Origin of the sequence: Acinetobacter sp. CIP 102136, from assembly GCF_000369685.1 — a bacterium.
GTDB lineage: Bacteria > Pseudomonadota > Gammaproteobacteria > Pseudomonadales > Moraxellaceae > Acinetobacter > Acinetobacter fasciculus.
Genome location: NZ_KB850142.1, coordinates 300,904 through 322,745, shown reverse-complemented (window position 1 = coordinate 322,745; position 21,842 = coordinate 300,904). Strand labels below are relative to the sequence as shown.

The 21,842-nt window shown below is 42.8% G+C and carries 22 protein-coding genes and 2 tRNA genes; 11 read left to right on the top strand and 13 right to left on the bottom strand.

Annotation, left to right across the window (positions count from 1 at the left end):
- Window positions 1-52 precede the first annotated feature (52 nt).
- Both F893_RS06980 and F893_RS06975 read right to left on the bottom strand, forming a co-directional pair.
- Window positions 53-1,369 (bottom strand): DUF445 domain-containing protein, encoded by a 1,317-nt coding sequence (locus F893_RS06980; protein ID WP_004279487.1) that lies wholly within the window; start codon window positions 1,367-1,369, stop codon window positions 53-55.
- 65 nt (window positions 1,370-1,434) lie between these two features.
- A complete protein-coding gene (locus F893_RS06975) occupies window positions 1,435-1,953 on the bottom strand; it encodes a hypothetical protein (RefSeq protein ID WP_004279486.1) in 519 nt (172 codons plus the stop codon).
- Between the two features lie 238 nt (window positions 1,954-2,191).
- On the opposite strand from F893_RS06975, the gene mrdA reads away from it, so the two are divergent.
- Both mrdA and rsmD read left to right on the top strand, forming a co-directional pair.
- Window positions 2,192-4,243, top strand: a complete 2,052-nt coding sequence (gene mrdA / locus F893_RS06970; protein WP_004279485.1) for a penicillin-binding protein 2 — start codon at window positions 2,192-2,194, stop codon at window positions 4,241-4,243.
- Between the two features lie 2 nt (window positions 4,244-4,245).
- On the top strand, window positions 4,246-4,803 hold the full coding sequence (gene rsmD / locus F893_RS06965; protein WP_004279484.1) for a 16S rRNA (guanine(966)-N(2))-methyltransferase RsmD: 558 nt from the start codon (window positions 4,246-4,248) through the stop codon (window positions 4,801-4,803).
- 87 nt (window positions 4,804-4,890) lie between these two features.
- Here rsmD and F893_RS06960 read toward each other — a convergent pair whose 3' ends face one another.
- Window positions 4,891-5,103 carry a hypothetical protein gene (locus F893_RS06960; RefSeq protein ID WP_004646324.1) on the bottom strand — a complete coding sequence of 71 codons (213 nt, stop codon included), beginning with the start codon at window positions 5,101-5,103 and terminating at the stop codon, window positions 4,891-4,893.
- 246 nt (window positions 5,104-5,349) lie between these two features.
- On the opposite strand from F893_RS06960, the gene F893_RS06955 reads away from it, so the two are divergent.
- The 3 genes from F893_RS06955 (at window position 5,350) to F893_RS06945 (ending at window position 7,405) form a co-directional block, all read left to right on the top strand.
- The gene (locus F893_RS06955) at window positions 5,350-6,084 is read left to right on the top strand and encodes a sulfite exporter TauE/SafE family protein (RefSeq protein ID WP_004730222.1); all 735 of its coding nucleotides are present in this window, start codon (window positions 5,350-5,352) and stop codon (window positions 6,082-6,084) included.
- Window positions 6,085-6,182: 98 nt separating this feature from the next.
- Window positions 6,183-6,944, top strand: coding sequence for a 3-oxoacyl-ACP reductase (locus tag F893_RS06950; RefSeq protein WP_004279481.1), 762 nt, complete (start codon window positions 6,183-6,185; stop codon window positions 6,942-6,944).
- Between the two features lie 134 nt (window positions 6,945-7,078).
- Window positions 7,079-7,405 (top strand): hypothetical protein, encoded by a 327-nt coding sequence (locus F893_RS06945; protein WP_004279480.1) that lies wholly within the window; start codon window positions 7,079-7,081, stop codon window positions 7,403-7,405.
- Window positions 7,406-7,476: 71 nt separating this feature from the next.
- Here the strand turns inward: F893_RS06945 and F893_RS06940 are convergent, their stop codons facing one another.
- Window positions 7,477-8,025, bottom strand: a complete 549-nt coding sequence (locus F893_RS06940) for a 1-acyl-sn-glycerol-3-phosphate acyltransferase (RefSeq protein ID WP_004730226.1) — start codon at window positions 8,023-8,025, stop codon at window positions 7,477-7,479.
- A 363-nt stretch (window positions 8,026-8,388) separates the two neighbouring features.
- Between F893_RS06940 and F893_RS06935 the strand changes: the two genes are divergently transcribed.
- On the top strand, window positions 8,389-9,555 hold the full coding sequence (locus tag F893_RS06935; RefSeq protein WP_004279478.1) for a hypothetical protein: 1,167 nt from the start codon (window positions 8,389-8,391) through the stop codon (window positions 9,553-9,555).
- Window positions 9,556-9,593: 38 nt separating this feature from the next.
- Here F893_RS06935 and F893_RS06930 read toward each other — a convergent pair whose 3' ends face one another.
- A complete protein-coding gene (locus F893_RS06930) occupies window positions 9,594-10,748 on the bottom strand; it encodes a LuxR C-terminal-related transcriptional regulator (RefSeq protein WP_004730227.1) in 1,155 nt (384 codons plus the stop codon).
- A gap of 227 nt (window positions 10,749-10,975) precedes the next feature.
- Between F893_RS06930 and F893_RS06925 the strand changes: the two genes are divergently transcribed.
- Complete coding sequence (locus F893_RS06925; protein ID WP_004279475.1) at window positions 10,976-11,470, top strand: copper resistance protein NlpE; 495 nt, start codon at window positions 10,976-10,978, stop codon at window positions 11,468-11,470.
- A 66-nt stretch (window positions 11,471-11,536) separates the two neighbouring features.
- Here the strand turns inward: F893_RS06925 and groL are convergent, their stop codons facing one another.
- From groL to F893_RS06905, 4 genes are all read right to left on the bottom strand, one after another.
- Window positions 11,537-13,171, bottom strand: coding sequence for a chaperonin GroEL (groL, locus tag F893_RS06920; protein WP_004279474.1), 1,635 nt, complete (start codon window positions 13,169-13,171; stop codon window positions 11,537-11,539).
- Window positions 13,172-13,240: 69 nt separating this feature from the next.
- Window positions 13,241-13,531 (bottom strand): co-chaperone GroES, encoded by a 291-nt coding sequence (locus F893_RS06915; protein ID WP_004646315.1) that lies wholly within the window; start codon window positions 13,529-13,531, stop codon window positions 13,241-13,243.
- 168 nt (window positions 13,532-13,699) lie between these two features.
- Entirely contained in the window at window positions 13,700-14,476 is a 777-nt protein-coding gene (locus F893_RS06910; protein WP_004646314.1) for a metallophosphoesterase family protein, read from the bottom strand.
- Window positions 14,457-15,395 (bottom strand): diacylglycerol/lipid kinase family protein, encoded by a 939-nt coding sequence (locus F893_RS06905; protein ID WP_034436356.1) that lies wholly within the window; start codon window positions 15,393-15,395, stop codon window positions 14,457-14,459. Before F893_RS06905 ends, F893_RS06910 begins: the two co-directional genes overlap by 20 nt.
- Window positions 15,396-15,812: 417 nt before the next feature.
- Here F893_RS06905 and F893_RS06900 point away from each other — a divergent pair, with 417 nt between their 5' ends.
- Both F893_RS06900 and F893_RS06895 read left to right on the top strand, forming a co-directional pair.
- Entirely contained in the window at window positions 15,813-17,642 is a 1,830-nt protein-coding gene (locus tag F893_RS06900; RefSeq protein WP_005251294.1) for a phosphoenolpyruvate carboxykinase (GTP), read from the top strand.
- A gap of 135 nt (window positions 17,643-17,777) precedes the next feature.
- Window positions 17,778-18,200, top strand: a complete 423-nt coding sequence (locus tag F893_RS06895) for a hypothetical protein (RefSeq protein WP_004730234.1) — start codon at window positions 17,778-17,780, stop codon at window positions 18,198-18,200.
- A gap of 73 nt (window positions 18,201-18,273) precedes the next feature.
- Here the strand turns inward: F893_RS06895 and F893_RS06890 are convergent, their stop codons facing one another.
- Window positions 18,274-18,942 (bottom strand): class I SAM-dependent methyltransferase, encoded by a 669-nt coding sequence (locus tag F893_RS06890; RefSeq protein ID WP_004730236.1) that lies wholly within the window; start codon window positions 18,940-18,942, stop codon window positions 18,274-18,276.
- A gap of 159 nt (window positions 18,943-19,101) precedes the next feature.
- Window positions 19,102-19,950: a bifunctional methylenetetrahydrofolate dehydrogenase/methenyltetrahydrofolate cyclohydrolase FolD gene (gene folD / locus F893_RS06885; protein WP_004646309.1), complete on the bottom strand. Its 849-nt coding sequence runs from the start codon at window positions 19,948-19,950 to the stop codon at window positions 19,102-19,104.
- Between the two features lie 153 nt (window positions 19,951-20,103).
- On the opposite strand from folD, the gene F893_RS06880 reads away from it, so the two are divergent.
- Both F893_RS06880 and F893_RS06875 read left to right on the top strand, forming a co-directional pair.
- A tRNA-Cys gene (locus F893_RS06880) sits at window positions 20,104-20,177 on the top strand.
- 10 nt (window positions 20,178-20,187) lie between these two features.
- A tRNA-Leu gene (locus tag F893_RS06875) sits at window positions 20,188-20,273 on the top strand.
- Between the two features lie 151 nt (window positions 20,274-20,424).
- Here F893_RS06875 and F893_RS06870 read toward each other — a convergent pair.
- Both F893_RS06870 and F893_RS17370 read right to left on the bottom strand, forming a co-directional pair.
- Window positions 20,425-21,327 (bottom strand): helix-turn-helix transcriptional regulator, encoded by a 903-nt coding sequence (locus F893_RS06870; RefSeq protein WP_004730239.1) that lies wholly within the window; start codon window positions 21,325-21,327, stop codon window positions 20,425-20,427.
- 153 nt (window positions 21,328-21,480) lie between these two features.
- On the bottom strand, window positions 21,481-21,684 hold the full coding sequence (locus tag F893_RS17370; RefSeq protein WP_004730241.1) for a hypothetical protein: 204 nt from the start codon (window positions 21,682-21,684) through the stop codon (window positions 21,481-21,483).
- Window positions 21,685-21,842: the final 158 nt, after the last annotated feature.

Below are 21,842 nucleotides of genomic sequence, written 5' to 3'. Positions count from 1 at the left end.
ATATGTATGACGCCACGACCACAATCACCCGATTGTGTCCCCCGACATCTCATTATAAGAAAGCCACAAACAAATGGATTAAACCCGCGACAAAACCGGTTACCCCACCCAATAAAATCAGAATCCATTCATCTTCCTGAAATGCAGGACGTAAAAGATTCTGAAACTCCTTCGGAGTCAACTCACGTATGCGGTCTCTAAACATTTGATAGATTTTCTGTGCACGGCTCGCATTAAATGCTGGGTCGCATACAGGTACCATCGTAATTTCAATCGAGCGATCGATCAAGTCCGTCTTGAGTTTTGCATACTCTTTTGGTCCTAAAGACAGCTGTAAAGAGGTCCGAACCAGGGGTGTTTCCATAATTTCATTAATATGACGTTTGATAATGCGGCGGGTTTTGTCTTTTCTGCCGCCATACATCATCTCGGTCATGATCGATTTTAACGTAATCAGGTCTTCTGTGACTACACTTGCGAAGACGTCAGAGACTTCATCCTGACGTTTCATAAATGCGCCTTGTATGTTATAGGTGCCGATACGAGGAATCACCGGCTTAATCCACGGAAACTTGCGATTTGTGGTACGGGCAAAGAATTGCGGGTACTTTACTGGGTGTGGATAGAGCGGATTGAAGACCATCCAGATCGCGATCCAGTTGGTCAAAAAGCCCCAGATCGCAGCCCAGAACGGTACAGTCCAGTGCCACGGCACTACAAACCAGACAATCATCTGGAAAATCCCAAAGAACATCCCGATGAGGGCACTGATATGCCAGATAAAATTGATCTCTTTTTGACCCACCTTCAGGAACATACGCACCATCAAGCGACGGTCGCCTTCCATCTGGCTCACTACCATTTCACGCATATCTACAAGTGACTCGACGTTCATGGTCAGCTCAGTCACTAATTCACGCAAAATTGCCGGCATTTGTTTTTGCGCTTGTGCATAAATCCTGCGTTTGATGGCAAAAGGCAGGTTTTCCCAAAGCACCGCATTGCGATCCATCATAACTTCATCAATCAGATGTTCCAGTTCGAAACCGACCTGCTCGCCAATGATCCGTGCCATATCATCCGGATCCATCGCCTGTAAAAATTCGCGGATAGAGCCTAATTTTGACAGTGTGTTATCGGTAATAATGCCTGAAATACGTCCAGCTTTGCGTGGCACAATCCCCTGCCAGCCCACAGGTAAAGGCCCGAGATGGAAACCCCAAAAATTGATCGGATAAAAGACCATTTTCAGCGCCATCCAGACGTGAGCCCAGGTTACAAATGCAGTCACTGGAATAATGCTGAGCACGGCCCAAAAATCCGGGCGGTTTACAAAGGTTTGCCACAACTCGTTGACGTACTCAAGCATGCATAACTTCCATATTTAATTTTTTGTTCACAGAATACACATATTAATAAGGTCGAATATTTTGTCTATAAACCGATACTTAAAGTATAGGAAAATTGTAGCCGGGGTTCTGTTTCAGCCACAGCACGACCATTTCGGTCTTCGAGTTTCTCTCCGGCACCGATCCCGATACTAAAACTGCTGATCCGTTCTGAACTAAGCAAAACATAGGCCAAATCAACACCAGCACCTAAACGGCCTTCATACTCGCCATCAACCTGTTTGCTGTCGATATGACCGGCATAAACCCCGACATAATAACCATTTTTATCTTTACCGGTGAGATGTGCAGGATAACGAAAGCCTGCCTGGCCGCCAATCGTACGATCATCATCCAGAAAAACACCACCTTTCACATAAGCAATCCCATAAGGGTTCACCCATTCGGTATTTAAATGCAGTAATTTCTGGGTAAAACCAACACCCACATTAAAGGCTTTTGCCTGAGCAGGCTCTATTTTGGTTGCAGTATTATTAATCTGATCATGTGCATAAGCCCCGTTCGCCCACAATGCAAACGCTAACAAAGGGTAAACCTTGTTCATTCCTTCACCATCTTCCTTAATTATAGTTTTTGGTATAGTCCTATTTTTATTAGATTTTACTCTAGCAGAATTATCACAACTCTTATATACAGCACTTTACAATTTTAATGTCTGCAAAGTCAAAGCTTAAAGGAACTGATTGTAAGGGCAGTTTTTCATTATCAAATCAAGTGCAGTTGCGTTAGAATACTCCACTTTGATTCTTTTCTACCACTCTCAGGTCTTAAGTCGATCGCGTATGAAGCAGCACTTTCCTTTAAAAAATGCACAACAAGAAAAGCGCATCTATCGCAGTCGAGTCTTGATCTCCATGGGTATTGTCATTTTCTTTATGCTGCTGCTGGTCAGCCGCTATGCCTATTTGCAACTGTTCAACTTTGAAAGCTTTACTACAGCTTCTGATGAAAACCGGATTCGTCTGCAACCCCTCCCCCCAGCGCGCGGTTATATTTATGACCGAAACGGCGTTCTGCTGGCCGATAACTATCCGGTATTTACTGCCACTTTAAGTCGTGCCGACGTACAGGATATCGATCAAACGCTCGAACGCCTCAAACCGATTCTGGAACTGACCGAAGAAGACCTGGAACGCTTTCAAACCCGGATTAAAACAGCGCGTAAAACCGAACGGGTTTCAATCAAGCTCAATCTGAACGAAAATGATATTGCCCGTTTTAGTGAAGTTAAATATCAGTTTCCGGGCGTGAATATTGAAACCCAGATGACCCGCTACTATCCGCATGGCGATCTGTTCGCACATGTGATCGGTTATGTCGGTCGTATTAATGACAAAGAACTGAAAGCCATTGATAAGGATCTCTATGCCGGAACCAACCTGATTGGAAAGATCGGGGTGGAAAAATCCTATGAAGAGCTGCTGCATGGTGTGCCAGGAAATGAATCGGTAGAGGCCGATGCCTTTGGTAATGTGCTGCGTCATTTGGGCCGTAAAGATCCGGTACGTGGTAATGATCTGTTCCTGTCACTGGATTACGGCTTGCAGGTAGTCGCTTCGGAGCAACTGGCCGGGCGTCGTGGCGCGATTGTGGCGATGAATCCCAAAACCGGGGAAATTCTGGCGCTGGTCTCCAGTCCAAGTTTTAACCCTAACCTGTTTGTGACCGGGATCAGCACCAAAGATTATTCGTTCCTGCGTGATAACCTTGATCAACCTTTATATAACCGTGCCGTGCAAGGGGTTTATCCGCCTGGCTCTACTATTAAACCAATGTTTGCACTCGGTGGTCTGCATCATGGTTTGGTGGACTGGGATACCACTATTTCTGATCCGGGTTATTTCAGCCTGCCGGGAGACAGTCACCGTTTCCGTGACCATAAAAAATCCGGGCATGGCGCAGTGAATATGCATAAGGCCCAAGTCGTCTCCTGTGATACTTATTTCTATGTCATGTCCTACCGCATGGGTATTGAAAAAATGAATACCTGGATGCGTCAGTTTGGCTTTGGGGAAAAAACCGGCGTGGACTTACCAAGTGAAAGCTCAGGACTGTATCCAAACCCGGAATGGAAAATGCGTACCCGCAAGGCCAAATGGTCACGTGGTGAAACCATTTCTGTCAGTATTGGTCAGGGTGCTTTTACTTCAACGCCATTGCAGCTGGCTATGGCCACAGCCATTACCGCCAACCATGGCAATAAAGTCATTCCCCATGTTCTGCGCGAAAGTCGCGGTGCCAAACCGTTCAAGGTGCATAATGGCACGCATGGCAAGATCGATTTTAATGGTCAGGAAGAAGACTGGATCAAAATGCGTGATGCGATGGTGGACGTAATTCAATCCGGTACAGGCCGAGGCATCAAAAGCGGCTTACAATATTCTATTGCCGGAAAAACCGGTACGGCACAGGTAAAAAGTATTGCTCAGGGCAAGCGCTATAATGAATCCTTATTGACTGACCGTCAGCTGGATCATGGCCTGTTTGTCGGTTTTGCACCTGCTGAAAATCCTGAAATCGCGATTGCAGTTATTCTGGAAAATGGTCGCGGTGGTAGTGCCGCAACGGCTCTGGCCCGTCCAATTTTTGATTACTGGTTACTGCATAAAGATAAAAATCCGGTACGCCCACAAGGCCACCAATTAAGTGGTGGTCTGATGACGGCCGGAATCAAGCCAGCTGAATTGCCAAGTGGTGCAGGCATGTTGAGTCAGGATGCAGCATCTAGTGCCGTTCCAGCCAGTGACCAGCCCGACAATGCTGCTCCGACTTCTGCAAATACGGCTGCATCTCCCGCAGCAACACCTGCTCCGACACCGGTAGAGCGAGATTAAAGATGAAAAACCAGCTTCGAATTATTGGTGGTGACTGGAAACGCCGCCAACTGCCTTTTGCCAGCATTGAGGGTTTGCGCCCGACGCCTGACCGTGTTCGGGAAACACTGTTTAATTGGCTGATGTGGGATGTACAAAATGCCCAGGTGTTGGATATTTGTGCCGGTTCTGGGGCATTGGCGTTTGAGGCATTATCGCGTGGTGCTGCATCAGTGGTGATGATTGAGCCGGATCGTACTCAGGCACAATTTCTGACCCAAAATCTGGAACTTTTAAAAGTCACCAAAGCACGTGCACAATTAAAAGTGGCTACGGCGCAGCAAGCTTTGTCTACCCTTCAGGCACAGTTTGATCTGGTTTTTCTAGATCCGCCATATAGCTTGGATTTATGGGAAGAACTAGCGCTAAAGGCAGATCCTCTGATCAAGGACAATGCCTATATTTATGTAGAAGCAGATCGTGATTTACAATTACTTAAATTACCGTCCTCATGGCGTTTAATTAAAAACACCAAAGCCGGTACAGTTCGTGCGGGGCTTTATCAAAAAAGTATTTCTTGATTTAAATTGTTTTGAAGAGCCATTAAAAAAGGATTCCTCAGTGGAATCCTTTTTGTCATTGTAGTCAGTCAAATTTAAAGACTGTGATTAACGATCACGGCGCCAGTCGCGGTTATCTCGGTCACGTTTCCAATCCCGATGATCTTTATGGTCCTTATTTTTCCAGTCATGATTTCTGTGGTCTCGATCATAATGTCCATTACGATCTCTGTTTCCACGATAATCATCATCCCAAGGATCAACCACACAACCGGTTAATGACACAGCCAATACAGAAAGTAATATCACTTTTTTCATCATGTCCATCACCTCTTACTGCACTCTGTCAGTATCAGGCGAGTTCATGGAGAGTGAACGGAGCCATTGTTGCACTCTTGTAGAGATTTATGCATGTTTTATGCATGACCGTAAACCTCTTTTTTCTTAATTAGCATTCATGCTTTTATGAGAATTTGAACTTTCATTTGCATAAATCCAGCTAAATGGAAGCTTGGCTTTTGTTTAAATCTTGAGAATACTGCTGCCTTTGCTTATGACCTGATCTTTATGACTTGGCTGTTATTTATTCTTGGTGCAATGGTCGCAGGTTTTGTCCAGGGGCTGACCGGCTTTGCCTTTGCCCTGATCGCCATGTCTTTCTGGGTCTGGGTGCTGCCTCCGCAACTGGCCGCGCCCTTGCTGGTATTTGCCTCGATCTGGAGTCATGTGATTTCACTCAGTCAGGAAAAAAAGCAGCTAGTTTTATCCAGGCAGTTGGTGCTGCCTTATCTGATTGCTGGTCTGATTGGCGTGCCGCTGGGTACTTATCTGTTGCAGATCATTCAAGCAGATACCTTTAAGATGATCTTGGGATTTTTTCTGGTACTGTGGTGTCCGGTGATGCTATTCAATCCGCAATTCAAAACAATTCAGCATTCAGGAAAATTGACTGATAGCTGCATCGGTTTTATTGGCGGAATTTTAGGAGGACTGGGCGGTTTTTGCGGTGCCATTCCTTCGGCCTGGGTGATGTTAAAACAATTACCCAAAACCCAGCAGCGCTATATTTTACGGCACTTTAATTTTGCAATTCAGCTTTTCACGCTGGGTACTTATGTATGGCAAGGCCTGATCAATCAAAGCCATTTACCCTATATGGCCTTGCTGATTGTTTTTGTGAGTATTCCGGCAATTTTAGGCGCAAAACTATTTTATAAAATTTCGGAATTACTGTTCAAACGCATGATCTTAAGTTTACTCTTTAGTGCAGGCTGTTTTCTATTAGCGTCCCAATTCATTTAAACACAAGATCAAGCCGAGTCTGTCTTCCCCGCTAAAGCTTGAATCCGTTGAAATAACTGCTATGTTAAGGCCAATCTTTGTAAATATAGATCATCATTATGCAGATTCGTGATCAGATTGTTCTTGTTACTGGTGGTGCACGTGGTTTGGGTTTAGCCATTACTCAGGCTTTACTGGCTGAGGGCACGCGCGTGGTCGTCAATTATCATAGCAGTCAGCAGCAAGCTGAACAGATGGCCCAGCAGTATCCTGAACAGGTATTTATTTATCAGGCAGATGTCACTCAAACTGATCAGGTCCGCGCTTTATTTGCCGCAGCTAAAACCCATTTCGGGGAAGCGATTCATGCTGTAATCAATAACGCACTGATTCAATTTGAATTTAATGGTGATGCACGCCCTAAAGTAGAAACGCTGACTTGGGATATGTTGCAACGGCAATTTAGCGGTGCAGTACAGGCTGCCTTAAATACTACACAAGCCGCACTGGATGATATGAAACAGGCAGGGTTTGGCCGGATCGTGAATATTGGTACAAACCTGGTGCAAAATCCGGTGGTTCCTTATCATGACTATACCACCGCCAAAGCTGCATTATTGGCCTTTACCCGCACCACGGCGCAGGACTTGGGACAATATGGCATCAATGTGAATATGCTCTCTGGTGGCCTGTTACAAACCACGGATGCCAGTAAGGCCACACCTGACATTGTCTTTGACCTGATTGCTCAATCGACGCCTTTACGCCGCGTAATTACACCAGAAGAATTTGCTGCTGCAATCCTGATGTTTTTGTCACCTTATTCACGTGCCGTCACAGGACAAAACCTGATTGTAGATGGCGGGCTGGTCAAAGGTTAAATGTTTAGAGAATGGACTTGAATTTTCAAATTCTGTTGTTCTATTTTTTAACCATTTGGTAGATTAAAAAGGTTTTGTGACCGGGTTTTACTTCTACAATAGTGCGCTCCCATAAAGCCTTTAGTCTACTTTCCATGAAATTTATCACGACATTGCTCAGTACCTTGCTACTGGCAGGTTGTATGTCCAGCGATTTGAAAAAATCAGAACAATTACTGCAAAATTTCCATTGTGCCAAGGTAGATACCGCCCAAATGCCACATAGCAGTATGACCGACTATTATCAGCAGATGTTGTATGGCAGCAAATCCAAAGTCGAGTCTTATATCAAACAGTATCATCAAGGTGAAGAGCTGTTTGACCTGCCACTGCATGAAGTGGTGGAGCAACAATATGATCTTTATAAAGATGCCTGCCAAAATCTGGGTGGAATTTTACCCGCTTCTGAACATGCCTCTTAAGTCTGTCAATCTTCATGATGATTAGGCAATAAAAAAGCAGGAGAATTTTCCTGCTTTTTTTCAACTCAATTTTAATTCTGATAATAGCGCTGATCTACGCTGAAGCATTCAGGGAATTTTGGCTGAATCTCTGCATAAAATGCCATGATTTCTGCCATGTCTTTTTCATAATCCCCTGTCGGATAAACAATTTTACCTACACCAGTTTTCTTCTTCTCATAATCCATATAGGCCAATGCAATCGGCACACCTGCATTAATCGCGACATGATAAAAACCTGTCTTCCACTGTTCCTGTTTAGCACGAGTCGCTTCTGGCGTGACCAGCATCACCAGTTTAGGATGGGTCTTGAATAATTCCGTCATCACCTGAACCATACTCGGACGAGGCTCCCCCGGCTGTTTAGGACGGCGATCGATCCCGATACCGCCCATAGCACGTACAAAAGGTCCAAATGGCAATTTCATATAACTGTCTTTAATGGTTAAGCGAACATTCACACCTAATGCTTTTAAGGCCAGTCGCGCATACAGTGCATCCCAATTACTGGTATGAGGAGCAGCAATCATGACACATTGGTCTAAATCTAGGGGCCAATGGTTATCAATTTCCCAACCCATCAGCCTCAGGCTTTGTTCTGCTAACTTCTCAAACACGTCACGCACCAATTCTATTCAAAATTGCGCGAATTTTAGCAACCTCGGCAAATATAGATAGTGCTCTATGATCAATAAATAAACAGTTAATCTATATTTGTATAATTAGAATTTTTAAATGAATAGTTGATTATTTTTGCCACCTTTCAACTTATCTCATACATCAATTTACGGATAGTTCAGATTGCTTCCCAATATCAATAGAAATTTCTTTCTAATTTAAAGGATCCATGCATTAAAAAGCTCTTGACCTCCTAATTTTCGGATATGGCAAAAACGAGGGTCTTTTTATACTGAATCCACATTATAAATTTCAGGAAGATTCTAATGAAAAAGACTTTACTTTGTATTGCTTTAGCGGGGTTACTTAGTGCCTGCGGCGGTTCGGATGATAATGCCAGTACACCTCCAGCAAACAATGTTGGCACCCAAACCGGCGTACTGACGGACGGAATCATTTCAGGGGTGACCTATATCACCAGTAGTGGTGCAACAGGAGTTACCAACGAAAAAGGAGAATTTAAATTTAATGATGATGAAAAAGTAAAATTCTTTATTGGGGGTGTACAACTCGGTGATGAAATTGAAGCAAAGGAGCGTATCACACCATTAGATTTAGTCGAAAGTGAAAATGCGCGTATCAACCTTATGGTTTTTTTACAATCCTTAGATGGAAAAGGTGATCATAGCGATGGCATTCAGATTAGTGATGACACTAAAACAGCCTTCACTGCTGTAAAGCTTAATTTTAACCAAAGTACCACCGACTTCGTAAATGAAGTTGTCACCAAAACAGCCATCACACCAGATCAGTTGATAACACCAGAAAAAGCTTCAGAAAACTTCCAAATGACCTTCTATAAAGATATTGCCGGTACGTGGGAGATTAACCGTACCGATAACACTGCTGTGTTGATTCACATTCTGGAAGATGGACGCTATGCACTAGGTGAAGCAGAAGCAAAAGATGAGAGTGGTCAAGCAGGCATTGAAATGGGCCGCTTAAAATGGAATGCAACAACAACCGTGATTGAACCGGAAATCCTACATGACACCAATGGTGAATGGGGACTTTCACATCCTGCCGAGAATAAACCTTATTCTTTAAACTTTAATGGAACTCAATTAATTCTTACTGAACCCGGCGTTAGTACTGAATACCGTTTAAATCGAGTTAAGCAGTCTAATAGTCTCGTCGGCACGTGGCGACTTAATGAAACACATCTATTTGCTTTCTTTGATAACAACTATTATTTCTTCCTAGACACTGAAGGTGGAGATGACTGTGGTTGGCCAGGGATTGAATATGGCAAATATACATTGTCAGCAAATACTCTCACCACAACCGAGGTATTATTCGATACCAACGAGTGTGGTGGATTACAAGATAGTTCAAATGGCAGTAAGACAATTGCAAGCATCAATATATCTAACAACAATCTTATCTTACATCCGCAAGGTGAAGATTCTGTAACTTTACAACGTGTTAAATAACCCATATAAACCGGCTTGAATATGAAATTCAGGCCGGTTTAATCAATATGTTCAAATTGAATGGTACAGCCTATCAATAAATGCATCAGTTCGATTTGCGAACAACATTGGGTTTTTTCATAAATATTTTTAAAATACGTCCGTACCGAACTCAACGTAATGCCACACTGTTCTGCAATATCTTCTATTTTATAACCATTAATTAACAACTCGCATAAATCAAACTCTCGTTTGGAAAGCTGGTAACACTGTTGTAGGTAAGCTCTTGACAGGGAGTAATGCTGATTTTTATCTGTCATAAATAAGGCAATCTGATGCTGAGCAGACTGTAAATGCTGCATATTTCTTAATTTTTTAAATGGCACCACCGTCAGCATAAATTGCGAGCCTGCCCCATCACTCAACGCCAAGACTCCACCCACCTCAGTCTGAATGGTCGTATCTTCCAGCAAAGCACTTTCTAATAGCTGATCAAAACGTATCTGCTGAGCATAATTGGTTTTTAGACGGTTATGTATATCGAGATCCAGACATGAACTTTGATCAAGCATCTTTTGCGCAACAGGATTGGAATAACTTAAACACAGGTCTTGATCGAGCAGTACAATTCCGGTTTTTAAACTATCCAATACAGTATACAAGCTTAAATTATCTTGCTGAATCAAGTTGATTTGCCGGTGAATTTGCAAAGCCCGGCGTAAATGGATACTGATACGTCTTAAAAAATCCAGCTCAGGCTGTTCAAAAGGCTGTACTTCAGGTGCACGATGAATACCCAGTACTGCCCAACGATAATTTCCCCGATCCAGCAATACGCCCGCCAGATAAGATACACCGCCAGGCTTTAAACACTTCTCATAGAACACATAGTGATCCGTACCCGGCTGTTCTGCATAGTGCTGACAGTTATGACTTAAAGCATCGCCCATCTCGATCGCATTCCATAAGGGCATATGCAGTTTCATATCAATCACTCTGATACGCTCATCTTGATAAGCAGCCAGACTTTCATTCGGGATATTGTGCGTATAGACAAAATCATAGCCTGGATTAAGCTGATCCAGACCGGTAAAAATTGCACTCTTACTCTTAGTATAGCTCACGATATCTTTGATCACGTCCAGCCATAAAGATGGCAATACAGCAGCATCATAAATTTTTGCAATCAGATTATTTTCTTGTTCTAATTTCATTATCCCCTCCGCATTATCATTATTTTCTAATCATAGCGTTCAGAATTGGTTAACGAAACAGCATAAAGTGACTTTAAACTTGGCTAAAAATTCTTAAATCCTGCTCACTTATCAATAACTCTGGCCTCATTCACCTAATGAATCAAACTTTAACAAGATTGCCCTATTTATCTGTACTGACTACTTTTAATGTAATTCATAACAAATAATTTAATAGGGTTAAAACAATGAAAAAATTAACGCTTACTGCTGCGATAGCAGTCGTTCTTGCAGGAGCTTTAACCGCCTGTTCAAAGCCCAATGATAATGAGCCGATGAGTAATAATGCTCAACCCAGCCCAGCCATGATGGAGCAAAATAACGCGGATACTAGTGTGAACCGTGCTGATAGCGCAGAAACTTCGCTAGATTGGGCAGGTGAATACGAAGGTGTTTTTCCTTGTGCTGACTGTGAAGGGATTAAGGTCGAGTTAGATCTCAATCCGGATAAAACCTATGAGCTAAATGAGGAATATTTAGGTAAAGCTGGAAATAATGAGACGGAAACTAAAGGTAGTTTCAGTTTTGACCCTCAAGATCCTTCAATCATCACATTAGATAACAAAGCTGAAAACCGTAAATTCTTTGTTGGTGAAAATTTTGTTGAAGCACGCGAGATGAAATCAGGTAAAAAAATCGACAGTAATTTAAATTATAAATTAGTTAAAAAGTCCGCATCATAATTTTGTAAACGCATAAAAAAATCCCCGCTATTGCGGGGATTTTTTATGAAATGCTCGGATGATGAATTACATCATGCCGCCCATACCACCCATGCCACCCATATCAGGCATTGCAGGTTTGTCTTCTGGGATTTCAGTGATCATGCATTCAGTGGTCAGCATCAAGCCAGCAACAGAAGCGGCGTGCTCAAGTGCAGAACGCGTTACTTTAGCAGGGTCAAGAATACCCATTTCCAGCATATCGCCATATTCGCCAGTTGCAGCGTTATAACCGAAGTTACCTTCGCCATTCTTCACAGCGTTGATCACTACAGAAGGCTCATCACCTGCGTTAGATACGATTTGACGAAGCGGTGCTTCAATCGCACGACGAAGAATGTTGATACCTACGTTTTGGTCATCATTCGCGCCTGTTACGCCTTCAAGTGCAGATGCAGCACGTACTAGTGCAACACCACCACCCGCAACGACACCTTCTTCAACCGCAGCGCGAGTCGCATGAAGCGCGTCATCTACACGGTCTTTTTTCTCTTTCATTGCAACTTCAGTTGCAGCACCGATTTTGATGACAGCAACACCGCCAGCAAGTTTCGCTACACGCTCTTGAAGTTTTTCTTTGTCATATTCTGAAGTAGATTCTTCGATCTGTGCACGGATTTGCTGTACACGGTCAGCGATTTGGCCAGCATTACCAGCACCATCTACAATTACAGTATTTTCTTTAGATACAGTTACTTTATGTGCTGTACCCAAGTGATCAAGCGTCGTTTGATCCAGCTGCATGCCGATTTCTTCAGAAATCACAGTACCGCCAGTCAAGATCGCGATGTCTTGAAGCATAGCTTTACGACGATCACCAAAACCAGGTGCTTTCACCGCACATACTTTGATAATACCGCGCATGTTGTTGACAACAAGTGTCGCAAGCGCTTCGCCTTCAACATCTTCAGAAATGATTAAAAGCGGTTTGCCAGTTTTAGCAACAGCTTCAAGTACTGTAATCAACTCACGAATATTGCTGATTTTTTTATCAACAAGAAGAATGAATGGATTTTCAAGTTCAGCTGTTAAAGTATCTTGCTTGTTCGCGAAGTACGGAGAAATATAACCGCGGTCAAACTGCATACCTTCAACTACGTCAAGCGAATCTTCGAAGCCTGAACCTTCTTCAACCGTGATTACGCCTTCTTTGCCCACTTTTTCCATTGCTTGCGCAATCAGCTGACCTACAGTCGTGTCAGAGTTAGCAGAAATCGAACCTACTTGCTCAATCGCTTTAGAGTCTGATGCTGGTTTTGCAGTTGCCTTGATATTCTCAACAACAGAACGTACCGCAATATCGATACCGCGTTTCAAGTCCATTGGGTTCATACCCGCTGTTACTGACTTGATGCCTTCATTCAAAATTGCTTGTGCCAATACAGTTGCAGTCGTTGTACCATCACCTGCGATGTCATTGGTTTTTGAAGAAACTTCACGAACCAGTTGAGCACCCATGTTCTCGAACTTGTCTTTCAGCGTAATTTCTTTGGCAACAGTGACACCATCTTTAGTGATGTGCGGTGCACCAAAAGAACGGTCGATGACAACGTTACGGCCTTTAGGACCAAGCGTAACTTTTACAGCATCTGCAAGGGTGTTTACACCAGCAATCATTTTTGAACGAGCTGAATCACCAAATTTTACGTCTTTAGCTGACATATTTGACTCCGAATATTGTTGTATCTTTACAAAATCTGATTTGGAACGAATAAAACTTTTTAGCGCAGATTAAGCTTCTAATACCGCTAAAATGTCAGATTCTTTCATGATTAAAAGCTCTTCGCCGTTTACTTTTACAGTAGTGCCTGCATAAGTACCGAACAATACTTTGTCGCCAACTTTTACGTCTAACGCGCGTACGCCATTGTCAGTGATTTGACCATTACCAACTGCAATGATTTCACCTTGAGCAGGTTTTTCAGCAGCCGAACCTGGAAGTAAAATGCCCCCAGCTGTTTTAGTTTCTTCTTCAACACGACGAATAACAACGCGGTCATGTAATGGACGAATGTTGCTCATAAATAACTCCATCAGACTAAGTCTTTTTTAGGTCACTGATGACGACTTAATTATTCCATGGGTCATCATCAAAAATTTTTGATGTCACTTTTATGGAGATGGAATAAAACGCTTCAAGGGCAAAAATGAAAAAAAATTGGTTTTTTTTAACGAATCATAGGTTTTCGTCTATTTATTCGGCAGATCAGCCTTCAACATAAAGGCTTGTGCCACTTCATCGAATAAATATTGAGAAATTTTTCCTGTGGCATCAATCAGATTAAAGCTGTTCGGTTCATCTTTATGTAGACGATTTGACGCAGAAGTCCCTGCATGTACATCATATACAGGATGATCCATCCCCAATCCGAACATCTGATTCAAATCATAAATCGCCGGTTGATGCAGATGCCCATGTAACACCGCAAACAGACCATGCTCTGCCCAGGCCTCTAAAGCAATTTTGGCCATCAATGGGCTGTCCTTGAAACCGCGCTTATTTTGAAAAGGCACATAAAAAGGCTGATGGCTGACAATGATTTTTAATTTGGAAGCAGGCGCCTGCGCCAGCGTCAGGTCAATACGCTGAATCTGCTCAAGGGATAAATGCCCTTTGGTATGATATCGACGTCGGATCGAATTCACCCCAATCAGATAAAAATTTTCAGTTTCAAATATTGGCTCCAATTCACCAAAAAAAATCTGGTAACGGGTAAATGGATTGAAAAGCCGATTCCACAAATGATAGAGCGGAATATCATGATTCCCCGGGATCACCATATAAGGCGTATTGAGCTGATCTAAAAATTTTTTGCAGGCAAAGAATTGACCCAAACGTGCGCGCTGAGTCAGGTCACCACTGATGACGACGGCTTCAAGTGGATGGGTCTGACAGAAATGCCGAATCGCTTCTAAACACTCCGGCTTCTCTGTTCCAAAATGCAGATCAGACAGATGCAGGATCATGTGACACCATTACGTTTAGGCTATCTTTTAATACAGAAATATTGAGTGGCGGGGCCATTTCCACAATTTCCCCATCAATCGCTACCATCAGTTTCTTGGCTCGGGATTCGATTCGAACTTGATCGGCTGCAAAACTATAAACATCCGATGCCTGGTCAATCTTGCCACGAATCAGCTGATACACTAGCTTAAATAAAGTAAGCTTATCACTTTTAGAAACTACAACTCCCGCCACTTTGCCTTTTTCAGCCGCTTCTGCAATGCGCATTTTCATATCCGCCAGTTGCAAGGGATTATTGCCAAAAAAGATCAATGGTGTTTTCACTGGATATTTCTTGTGGTCCACCCAGATTTTTAGCTTTAATTCTTTACGGTCGCGAATCAGAACATCCAGTGCAGAGGTATAGGCATGTAGCGGTAAGCGACCAAAAATACGATTATAGTCTTCACGTTTGTTAATAAATAAAGGATATAGACCTAAACTGGCATTATTCAGATAAATTTCCTGATTGATCCGAGCAACATTCATACGTTGTGGCTGTCCTGTCGCAATCACTTTTGCCGCTTCAAGCAAATCCAGCGGAATCCCCAATAATCTGGCCACATAGTTAAAAGTCCCTAAAGGCAAAATACCGACAGGAATTTGCGTATTCAACACATGTTTGGCGACTGTATTTAAAGTGCCATCTCCGCCCGCTGCAACGATAATTCCTGACTCGCTAGATGCCAAATGCTGTTCAAGCACCTCAGTCATAATTTTATCAAATTGCTGTGAATCATTGATTTCATAAGCTTTAGTTTGATAACCCTGTGCTGAAAATATATCGATCAGCTGTTCATAAATGCCTTCTGGCCCCTGTATGCGAAAACCAGCTTTATGATTAAAAATTAGCGATAAGGGTTTAGATTGATTAGACATTTTTCGCGCAATTTCATTGAAGCCTATTGGCATTTTGTCCAATTCATAGACAATTAACAGTGGCTTTATGTAAAATTCAAATGGCAACCATTTATTTAATCAATAATGAATATTAGAGATCTTATAAAATTAAGATAATGATTTTAATATTAATTTTTAAAATAAATACCACCCATCATTTAAATAAATAGAATCAATAATTCAAATATTTAGTTTTATCTTGTTGTTTTACTTATATTTATAAATAAAATAGCATTATATTCCAAAAGAAATCTAGCACTTCTTTGGTCTTATTTTTTTTATCATTTTATGCTTTAATACAGCCACTTTTTTTCATATTTCATCTGGGCGATATTTTTTATTGCTCGGATTGTACTTTGTACATCTAATTTGTACACATTTGAGATAGGCCTCACCATGACCCAAGTGAACGCACCAGAATTCGTTCGTCACCCTAAGCTTATTGCTTGGGTGGAAGAGATTGCTAAATTAACAAAACCAGCAAAAATTGAATGGTGTGACGGTAGCGCAGAAGAATATCAACGTTATATCGACTTGATGATCGCTAACGGCACAATGCAAGCGCTGAATCAAGAAACTCATCCTGGTTCTTATCTTACAAATTCTGATCCTTCTGACGTAGCACGTGTTGAAGATCGTACTTACATCTGTTCTGAAAACAAAGACGATGCTGGCGCGACCAACAACTGGGAAGCACCTGCTGTCATGCGCGAAAAATTGAACGGTTTATTTGACGGTTCAATGGCAGGTCGTACACTTTATGTGGTTCCATTCTCAATGGGTCCATTGGGTTCTCATATCGCTCATATCGGTATCGAGTTAACTGACTCTCCTTACGTTGCAGTAAGCATGTCTAAAATGGCTCGTATGGGTAAAGCTGTTTATGACGTTCTTGGTACTGACGGTGAATACGTTCCTTGCGTACACACTGTAGGTGCTCCGCTTGCGAACGGCGAAAAAGATGTTGCATGGCCTTGCAACAAAGAAAAATACATCGTGCATTACCCAGAAACTCGTGAGATCTGGTCTTATGGTTCTGGTTATGGCGGTAACGCATTGTTGGGTAAAAAATGCCTGGCATTACGTATTGCATCATTTATGGGTCGTCAACAAGGCTGGTTAGCTGAACACATGCTGATCCTTGGCGTGACCAATCCACAAGGCGAAAAACACTACATCGCAGCTGCATTCCCATCTGCATGTGGTAAAACAAACTTCGCTATGTTGATTCCACCAGCTGGCTATGAAGGCTGGAAGATTGAAACTGTAGGTGACGATATTGCCTGGATCAAACCAGGTGAAGACGGTCGCTTATATGCAATCAACCCTGAAGCTGGCTTCTTCGGTGTAGCGCCTGGTACCAACACCAAGACCAACCCGAACTGTATGGCAACCATGCACAAAGACGTGATTTATACAAACGTCGCTGTGACTGACAACGGTGAAGTATGGTGGGAAGGTCTGACTAAAGAAGCGCCTGCCAACCTGACTAACTGGAAAGGTCAACCACACACTGGCGAAGAAAAAGCAGCGCATCCAAATGCTCGTTTCACAGTTGCAGCTGGTCAATGCCCTTCTATTGACGCTGACTGGGAAAATCCAGCTGGCGTGCCAATTTCTGCGTTCATCTTCGGTGGTCGCCGTGCAGACACTGTGCCTCTAATTTCAGAAGCATTTGACTGGGTTGACGGTGTTTACAAAGCTGCAACGATGGGCTCTGAAACAACTGCTGCTGCTGTTGGTCAACAAGGTGTTGTTCGTCGTGACCCGTTCGCGATGCTGCCATTCGCTGGCTACAACATGGCGGATTACTTCACGCACTGGTTAGAAATGGGCGAGCAAGTGGGCGCGAAAGCTGCCGCTGCTGGCAACAAACTTCCAGGTATCTACAACGTGAACTGGTTCCGTCGTGATGCTGAAGGCAACTTCGTATGGCCTGGTTTCGGTCAAAACATGCGTGTTCTTGAGTGGATCATTGACCGTTGTGAAGGTCGTGCTGAGGCTGTTGAAACACCAATTGGCCTAGTTCCTACTTATGAACAGCTGAACTGGACTGGTTCTGACTTCACTAAAGAACAATTTGACCTAGTAACTTCTCAAGATAAAGATCAATGGATCAAAGAACTTGAAAGCCATACTGAATTGTTCGACAAGCTAGGTGAGCGTTTACCGGAAGCGTTAAAAACTCGTCAAGCAGAACTTATTGCTGCGGTTAAATCTGCTTAATTGCTGATTTAATTTAAAAAAGGTCGCGTAAGCGGCCTTTTTTATTGGCTGTTTAAACAATTGATCACAATTGACCAGAGCAGCTGCTTAAGCAAAATATGGCATACTTAAACCAAGACTTCAGGAACTATAAATATGAAAAGAACAACAGTAATTTTGGCTGTGGCTGCAAGCAGTTTTATACTGAGTGCATGTCAGACCACACCCCATCAATTCAATGGACAAAGTGGTTATGAAATTCTGGAACGTTCAGGCAATACAGCAACCCTGAGCTACACCCTCTCAGGACGACCAAGCCAGGATGAAAATCGCTTGCAAGCCGCTTGCAGACACGTGTTAGGAAATTCCAAAACTTACAACATCCAGATTTTAAGCACCAATGAAATTTCCAATCCAACTGCGGAACAGGAAAACTATGGCCGCCAACTGGGTAATAGCCGCACGCAAATCAGCTTGAGCAATACGCCTGATTTACATAATAGCGAGAACCCGGGTGCACGCGAAGCTTTAGAAGCCCGCCCTACGACCATGCGGGTTATTCGTTATACCTGTTCTTAATATCTGATACTTAGTTACTTAATCAGAGTAAGACAATCAAAAAGGGCCTAGTGCCCTTTTTAATTTTTTAAATTTAACGTGTTTTATAGAAACTGACATTACGAAATTCGGGCGATTCATCCAAATCCGGCCAGGTCGTCGCACTACGCTCGTCAAGTTTTTCATATTGAGGATGACTAAAGTTTTTTACCCGACTGTCTGCAACCCACACCTCAGGTGCAAATTTTAAAAACTCATCCAGGAAGAAACGGTTACATTGATCATAGAGCACATCTGCGGCTAATAAAATATCCACCTTCTCTGCCTTATATAGGTCATCCAGATATTCAAGCTCGATATCATTTAGCTCTGCATTGGCACGACAGGCATCTAGACTAACTTGATCGATATCACAGCAGATCACACGTTTTGCACCTGCCATTTTCGCCGCAATGGCAACTACGCCCGATCCCGCCCCAAAATCCAAAACTACTTTGTCTTTAACATGATGCGGCTCTGCCAATAGCCACTGCGCCATCGCCAAGCCTGAGGCCCAGCAAAAGATCCAGTATGGTGTATCATTCCAAATGCGACGAATCACCTCATCATCCAGCTTATCTGTTGGGAATACTGGCGGAATCAGCCACAGGGAAATGGGTGTATCCGGCAATTGCTGTGCATGTAGCTCACAGTGTGGAATCACATCATGCAAGGCTTGGAGTAAATGCTCAGGGGCTTTAGGGAATTGGAAGGTACAGCTCATTGGATTTTTATTCTTAGATAGGCAAAATTTTAGTTTCAAATATGAAAGTCAAATTAATAAAGAAAGTTCCCTCTCCTTTTTAAAGGAGAGGGCTAGGGAGAGGATTATTTTTAAGACCCTCACCCCGAACCCTTTCCCACAGGGAGAGGGAGAATAGGCTTAACCTAACGCTTTCTCAGCAGCTTCAACCGTTTGACGGATTAAAGTAGTAATCGTCATTGGACCTACGCCACCCGGAACTGGGGTATAAGCAGAAGCAATTTCTTCAATGCCAACAAGTTGGATATCACCAACACCACCGCCATCACGTGGATGGAAACCAGCATCAACAACCACTGCACCTTGTTTGATCCAGTCTTTTTGAATTAATTCTGCTTTACCTACCGCACCGACAATGATATCTGCTTGCTTAACAAAGCTTGCAAGATCTTGAGTACGTGAATGGCAAATGGTTACGGTTGCATTCGCTTCTAGCAGCATCGCAGCCATTGGTTTACCCAAAATTGCAGAACGACCTACAACTACCGCATGTTTACCAGCGATTTCAATGTTGTTCTCTTTCAGGATAGTCATAATACCCGCAGGCGTCGCTGAACCATAGGCTGCCTCACCCATTGCCATACGACCATAGCCCAGGCAAGTGACACCATCTACGTCTTTTTCAAGCGAGATTGCATCGAAACAGGCACGCTCATCAATTTGCGCAGGAACCGGGTGCTGAAGCAGAATACCGTGCACATCAGGATTTGCATTTAATTTTTCAATTTCAGCCAATAATTCTTCAGTTGTGGTTTCTTTAGGAAGTTCCACTTTGAGTGAATCCATACCAACACGGCGGCAGGCATTGCCTTTCATGCGAACATAAGTTGCAGATGCACCATCGTCACCTACCAAAATCGTCGCAAGAATTGGAGTACGACCTGATTTTGCTTTCAGCGCTTCTACGCGAGTAAACAAGTCAGCTTCAATTTGCTTCGCCAATGCACGACCGTCTAGAACTAATGCCACGGCACTTCTCCCAAGTGTTGATATGAATCAATTTTGCACATTCTACATGAATAATTTAAATATTTTCCGCCAGATGATGTTTTTATGCGCATACAGATGAATACACTATTGTTTTTTTTTCTGGGCTTGCTAATATACGCATCAACAAGACGCGGCGGGGTGGCAGAGTGGTCATGCAGCGGACTGCAACTCCGTGGACGCCGGTTCGATTCCGACCTCCGCCTCCATCTTGTTAAAGCCCGAGTGGTGAAATCGGTAGACACAGGGGATTTAAAATCCCCCGCCCACAAAGCGTGCCAGTTCGAGTCTGGCCTCGGGCACCATTCTTCTACTATAGAAAGATGGTGCAAATAAAGAACCCAGCGAAAGCTGGTTTTTTTATGTCTGTAATTTAGTTAGTCAAAAAATAAGTAAATTAAATTCCCATTTAAAGTGTCATCATTAATCAGGCCCTCCTGCTCTGCTTTCTCAATATCATCCAGCAGAACGTAAATATCCTTGCAAATCCTGTTCCAGTTTTTGCTGGAAATGAATCGGCTCAATAATTTTCACATAAGGTAACCAGTAACGCACCAAAGGCAATAACTGCATTTCGTGACGAATCTGGCAACTAATCACTAACTCTCCAGTCCCAGTTTCCTGCTCGATCTGCTGTTCTGGAAATAAACGGCGCTCTTTAAAAAAGACCGCGACTTCAGGTTGTACCTTGATTAAGACTTGCTGCTTTTGCTGCCCAAACCAGATGCTGTCTTCATCTACCAGCATTTTCAGTATTTCAGGATCATGCGCAAAGCTCTCCACCTCAGAAACCAGCTTGAGTTGTTGCACCTGACTTAAGCGATAGGTGCGCAACTTGTCCTGATCTACACCTACCAGATACCAGATACCATGATGGTGAATCAAGCGATAAGGCTTAATGATTCGCAATTGATCTGAATATTGCAACTCAACCTGCTGACGTTTATAGATTGCGCTTGCAAGCAACTTGAAATGCTCGGCAAACTGTTTGGCATCTTCAAAATAATAGCCTTTTGCCGAAAATACCTGATTTGCCCGCTCATCCAGCAATTCACGCATAAAAGACATATCCAGCGCCGGATACAGCTCACTGATCCCCGAAAGCTGGGCAAAGGTCTGGATATCCTGCAATTTAAAGCGCCCTAAATAAGAGAGTTCCAGATAATATCGTTTCTGTTCATCTTGAAGTAAGGGTAAGTAAGAGCCTAGACGATCAAAATCACGCTCAATGGTACGGGTGCTGACTTGAAATTCTGCAGCTAGCTCTGCAGCCCGGAGTTGATATCCGACGTTTAATTTGGTCAAAATTCTGGCTAAACGCTCTGCAAGACGCTCATGTGTTGAAGCTGGGCGCTTCATAAATCCCCACTTAATACATTCTCATGTACTTATTTATCGCTAGATGTTGAATGATTATACTGAATGCCGATCAATGAATAATATTAGGACAAAGTCTAAGATATTTTTTTGCATCAGATCTTGACCCTTTATTCACCCTAAAAATACAAGATCTTATTTGGATTTTCTGGATGCTTTCTTGCTTGAATGACGATTTTGTATTGTTAATCTTTCTATATAACGCTCCAGATGCAGCATCGCCCGATACATTTTATGTAACTCTACCCAGCTGATGGTTCCGCGAATAATCATTTTATGAATACGTCGTAATGCGCTTAAACTATGTTTTGAACTATATGCTGTTGAAATAATTTTCATCTTATTTTCCCTCTCACATTCATGTGAATGTTTAACCATTTGGTCGGAATTATCTATACATGCAATTTACGTGTCATAATTGACAGGTTGTGTCGAACAGTTAACATTTTTTAATTTTTATTCAAGATTTTATATATTTATTTGTAATAATATTTTAC

Coding starts and splice junctions, on each gene's coding strand:
- F893_RS06980 (WP_004279487.1), bottom strand. CDS start 1,369: ATGCTTGAGTACGTCAACGAGTTGTGGCAAACCTTTGTAAACCGCCCG.
- F893_RS06975 (WP_004279486.1), bottom strand. CDS start 1,953: ATGAACAAGGTTTACCCTTTGTTAGCGTTTGCATTGTGGGCGAACGGG.
- mrdA (WP_004279485.1), top strand. CDS start 2,192: ATGAAGCAGCACTTTCCTTTAAAAAATGCACAACAAGAAAAGCGCATC.
- rsmD (WP_004279484.1), top strand. CDS start 4,246: ATGAAAAACCAGCTTCGAATTATTGGTGGTGACTGGAAACGCCGCCAA.
- F893_RS06960 (WP_004646324.1), bottom strand. CDS start 5,103: ATGATGAAAAAAGTGATATTACTTTCTGTATTGGCTGTGTCATTAACC.
- F893_RS06955 (WP_004730222.1), top strand. CDS start 5,350: ATGACTTGGCTGTTATTTATTCTTGGTGCAATGGTCGCAGGTTTTGTC.
- F893_RS06950 (WP_004279481.1), top strand. CDS start 6,183: ATGCAGATTCGTGATCAGATTGTTCTTGTTACTGGTGGTGCACGTGGT.
- F893_RS06945 (WP_004279480.1), top strand. CDS start 7,079: ATGAAATTTATCACGACATTGCTCAGTACCTTGCTACTGGCAGGTTGT.
- F893_RS06940 (WP_004730226.1), bottom strand. CDS start 8,025: ATGGGTTGGGAAATTGATAACCATTGGCCCCTAGATTTAGACCAATGT.
- F893_RS06935 (WP_004279478.1), top strand. CDS start 8,389: ATGAAAAAGACTTTACTTTGTATTGCTTTAGCGGGGTTACTTAGTGCC.
- F893_RS06930 (WP_004730227.1), bottom strand. CDS start 10,748: ATGAAATTAGAACAAGAAAATAATCTGATTGCAAAAATTTATGATGCT.
- F893_RS06925 (WP_004279475.1), top strand. CDS start 10,976: ATGAAAAAATTAACGCTTACTGCTGCGATAGCAGTCGTTCTTGCAGGA.
- groL (WP_004279474.1), bottom strand. CDS start 13,171: ATGTCAGCTAAAGACGTAAAATTTGGTGATTCAGCTCGTTCAAAAATG.
- F893_RS06915 (WP_004646315.1), bottom strand. CDS start 13,531: ATGAGCAACATTCGTCCATTACATGACCGCGTTGTTATTCGTCGTGTT.
- F893_RS06910 (WP_004646314.1), bottom strand. CDS start 14,476: ATGATCCTGCATCTGTCTGATCTGCATTTTGGAACAGAGAAGCCGGAG.
- F893_RS06905 (WP_034436356.1), bottom strand. CDS start 15,395: ATGTCTAATCAATCTAAACCCTTATCGCTAATTTTTAATCATAAAGCT.
- F893_RS06900 (WP_005251294.1), top strand. CDS start 15,813: ATGACCCAAGTGAACGCACCAGAATTCGTTCGTCACCCTAAGCTTATT.
- F893_RS06895 (WP_004730234.1), top strand. CDS start 17,778: ATGAAAAGAACAACAGTAATTTTGGCTGTGGCTGCAAGCAGTTTTATA.
- F893_RS06890 (WP_004730236.1), bottom strand. CDS start 18,942: ATGAGCTGTACCTTCCAATTCCCTAAAGCCCCTGAGCATTTACTCCAA.
- F893_RS06870 (WP_004730239.1), bottom strand. CDS start 21,327: ATGAAGCGCCCAGCTTCAACACATGAGCGTCTTGCAGAGCGTTTAGCC.
- F893_RS17370 (WP_004730241.1), bottom strand. CDS start 21,684: ATGAAAATTATTTCAACAGCATATAGTTCAAAACATAGTTTAAGCGCA.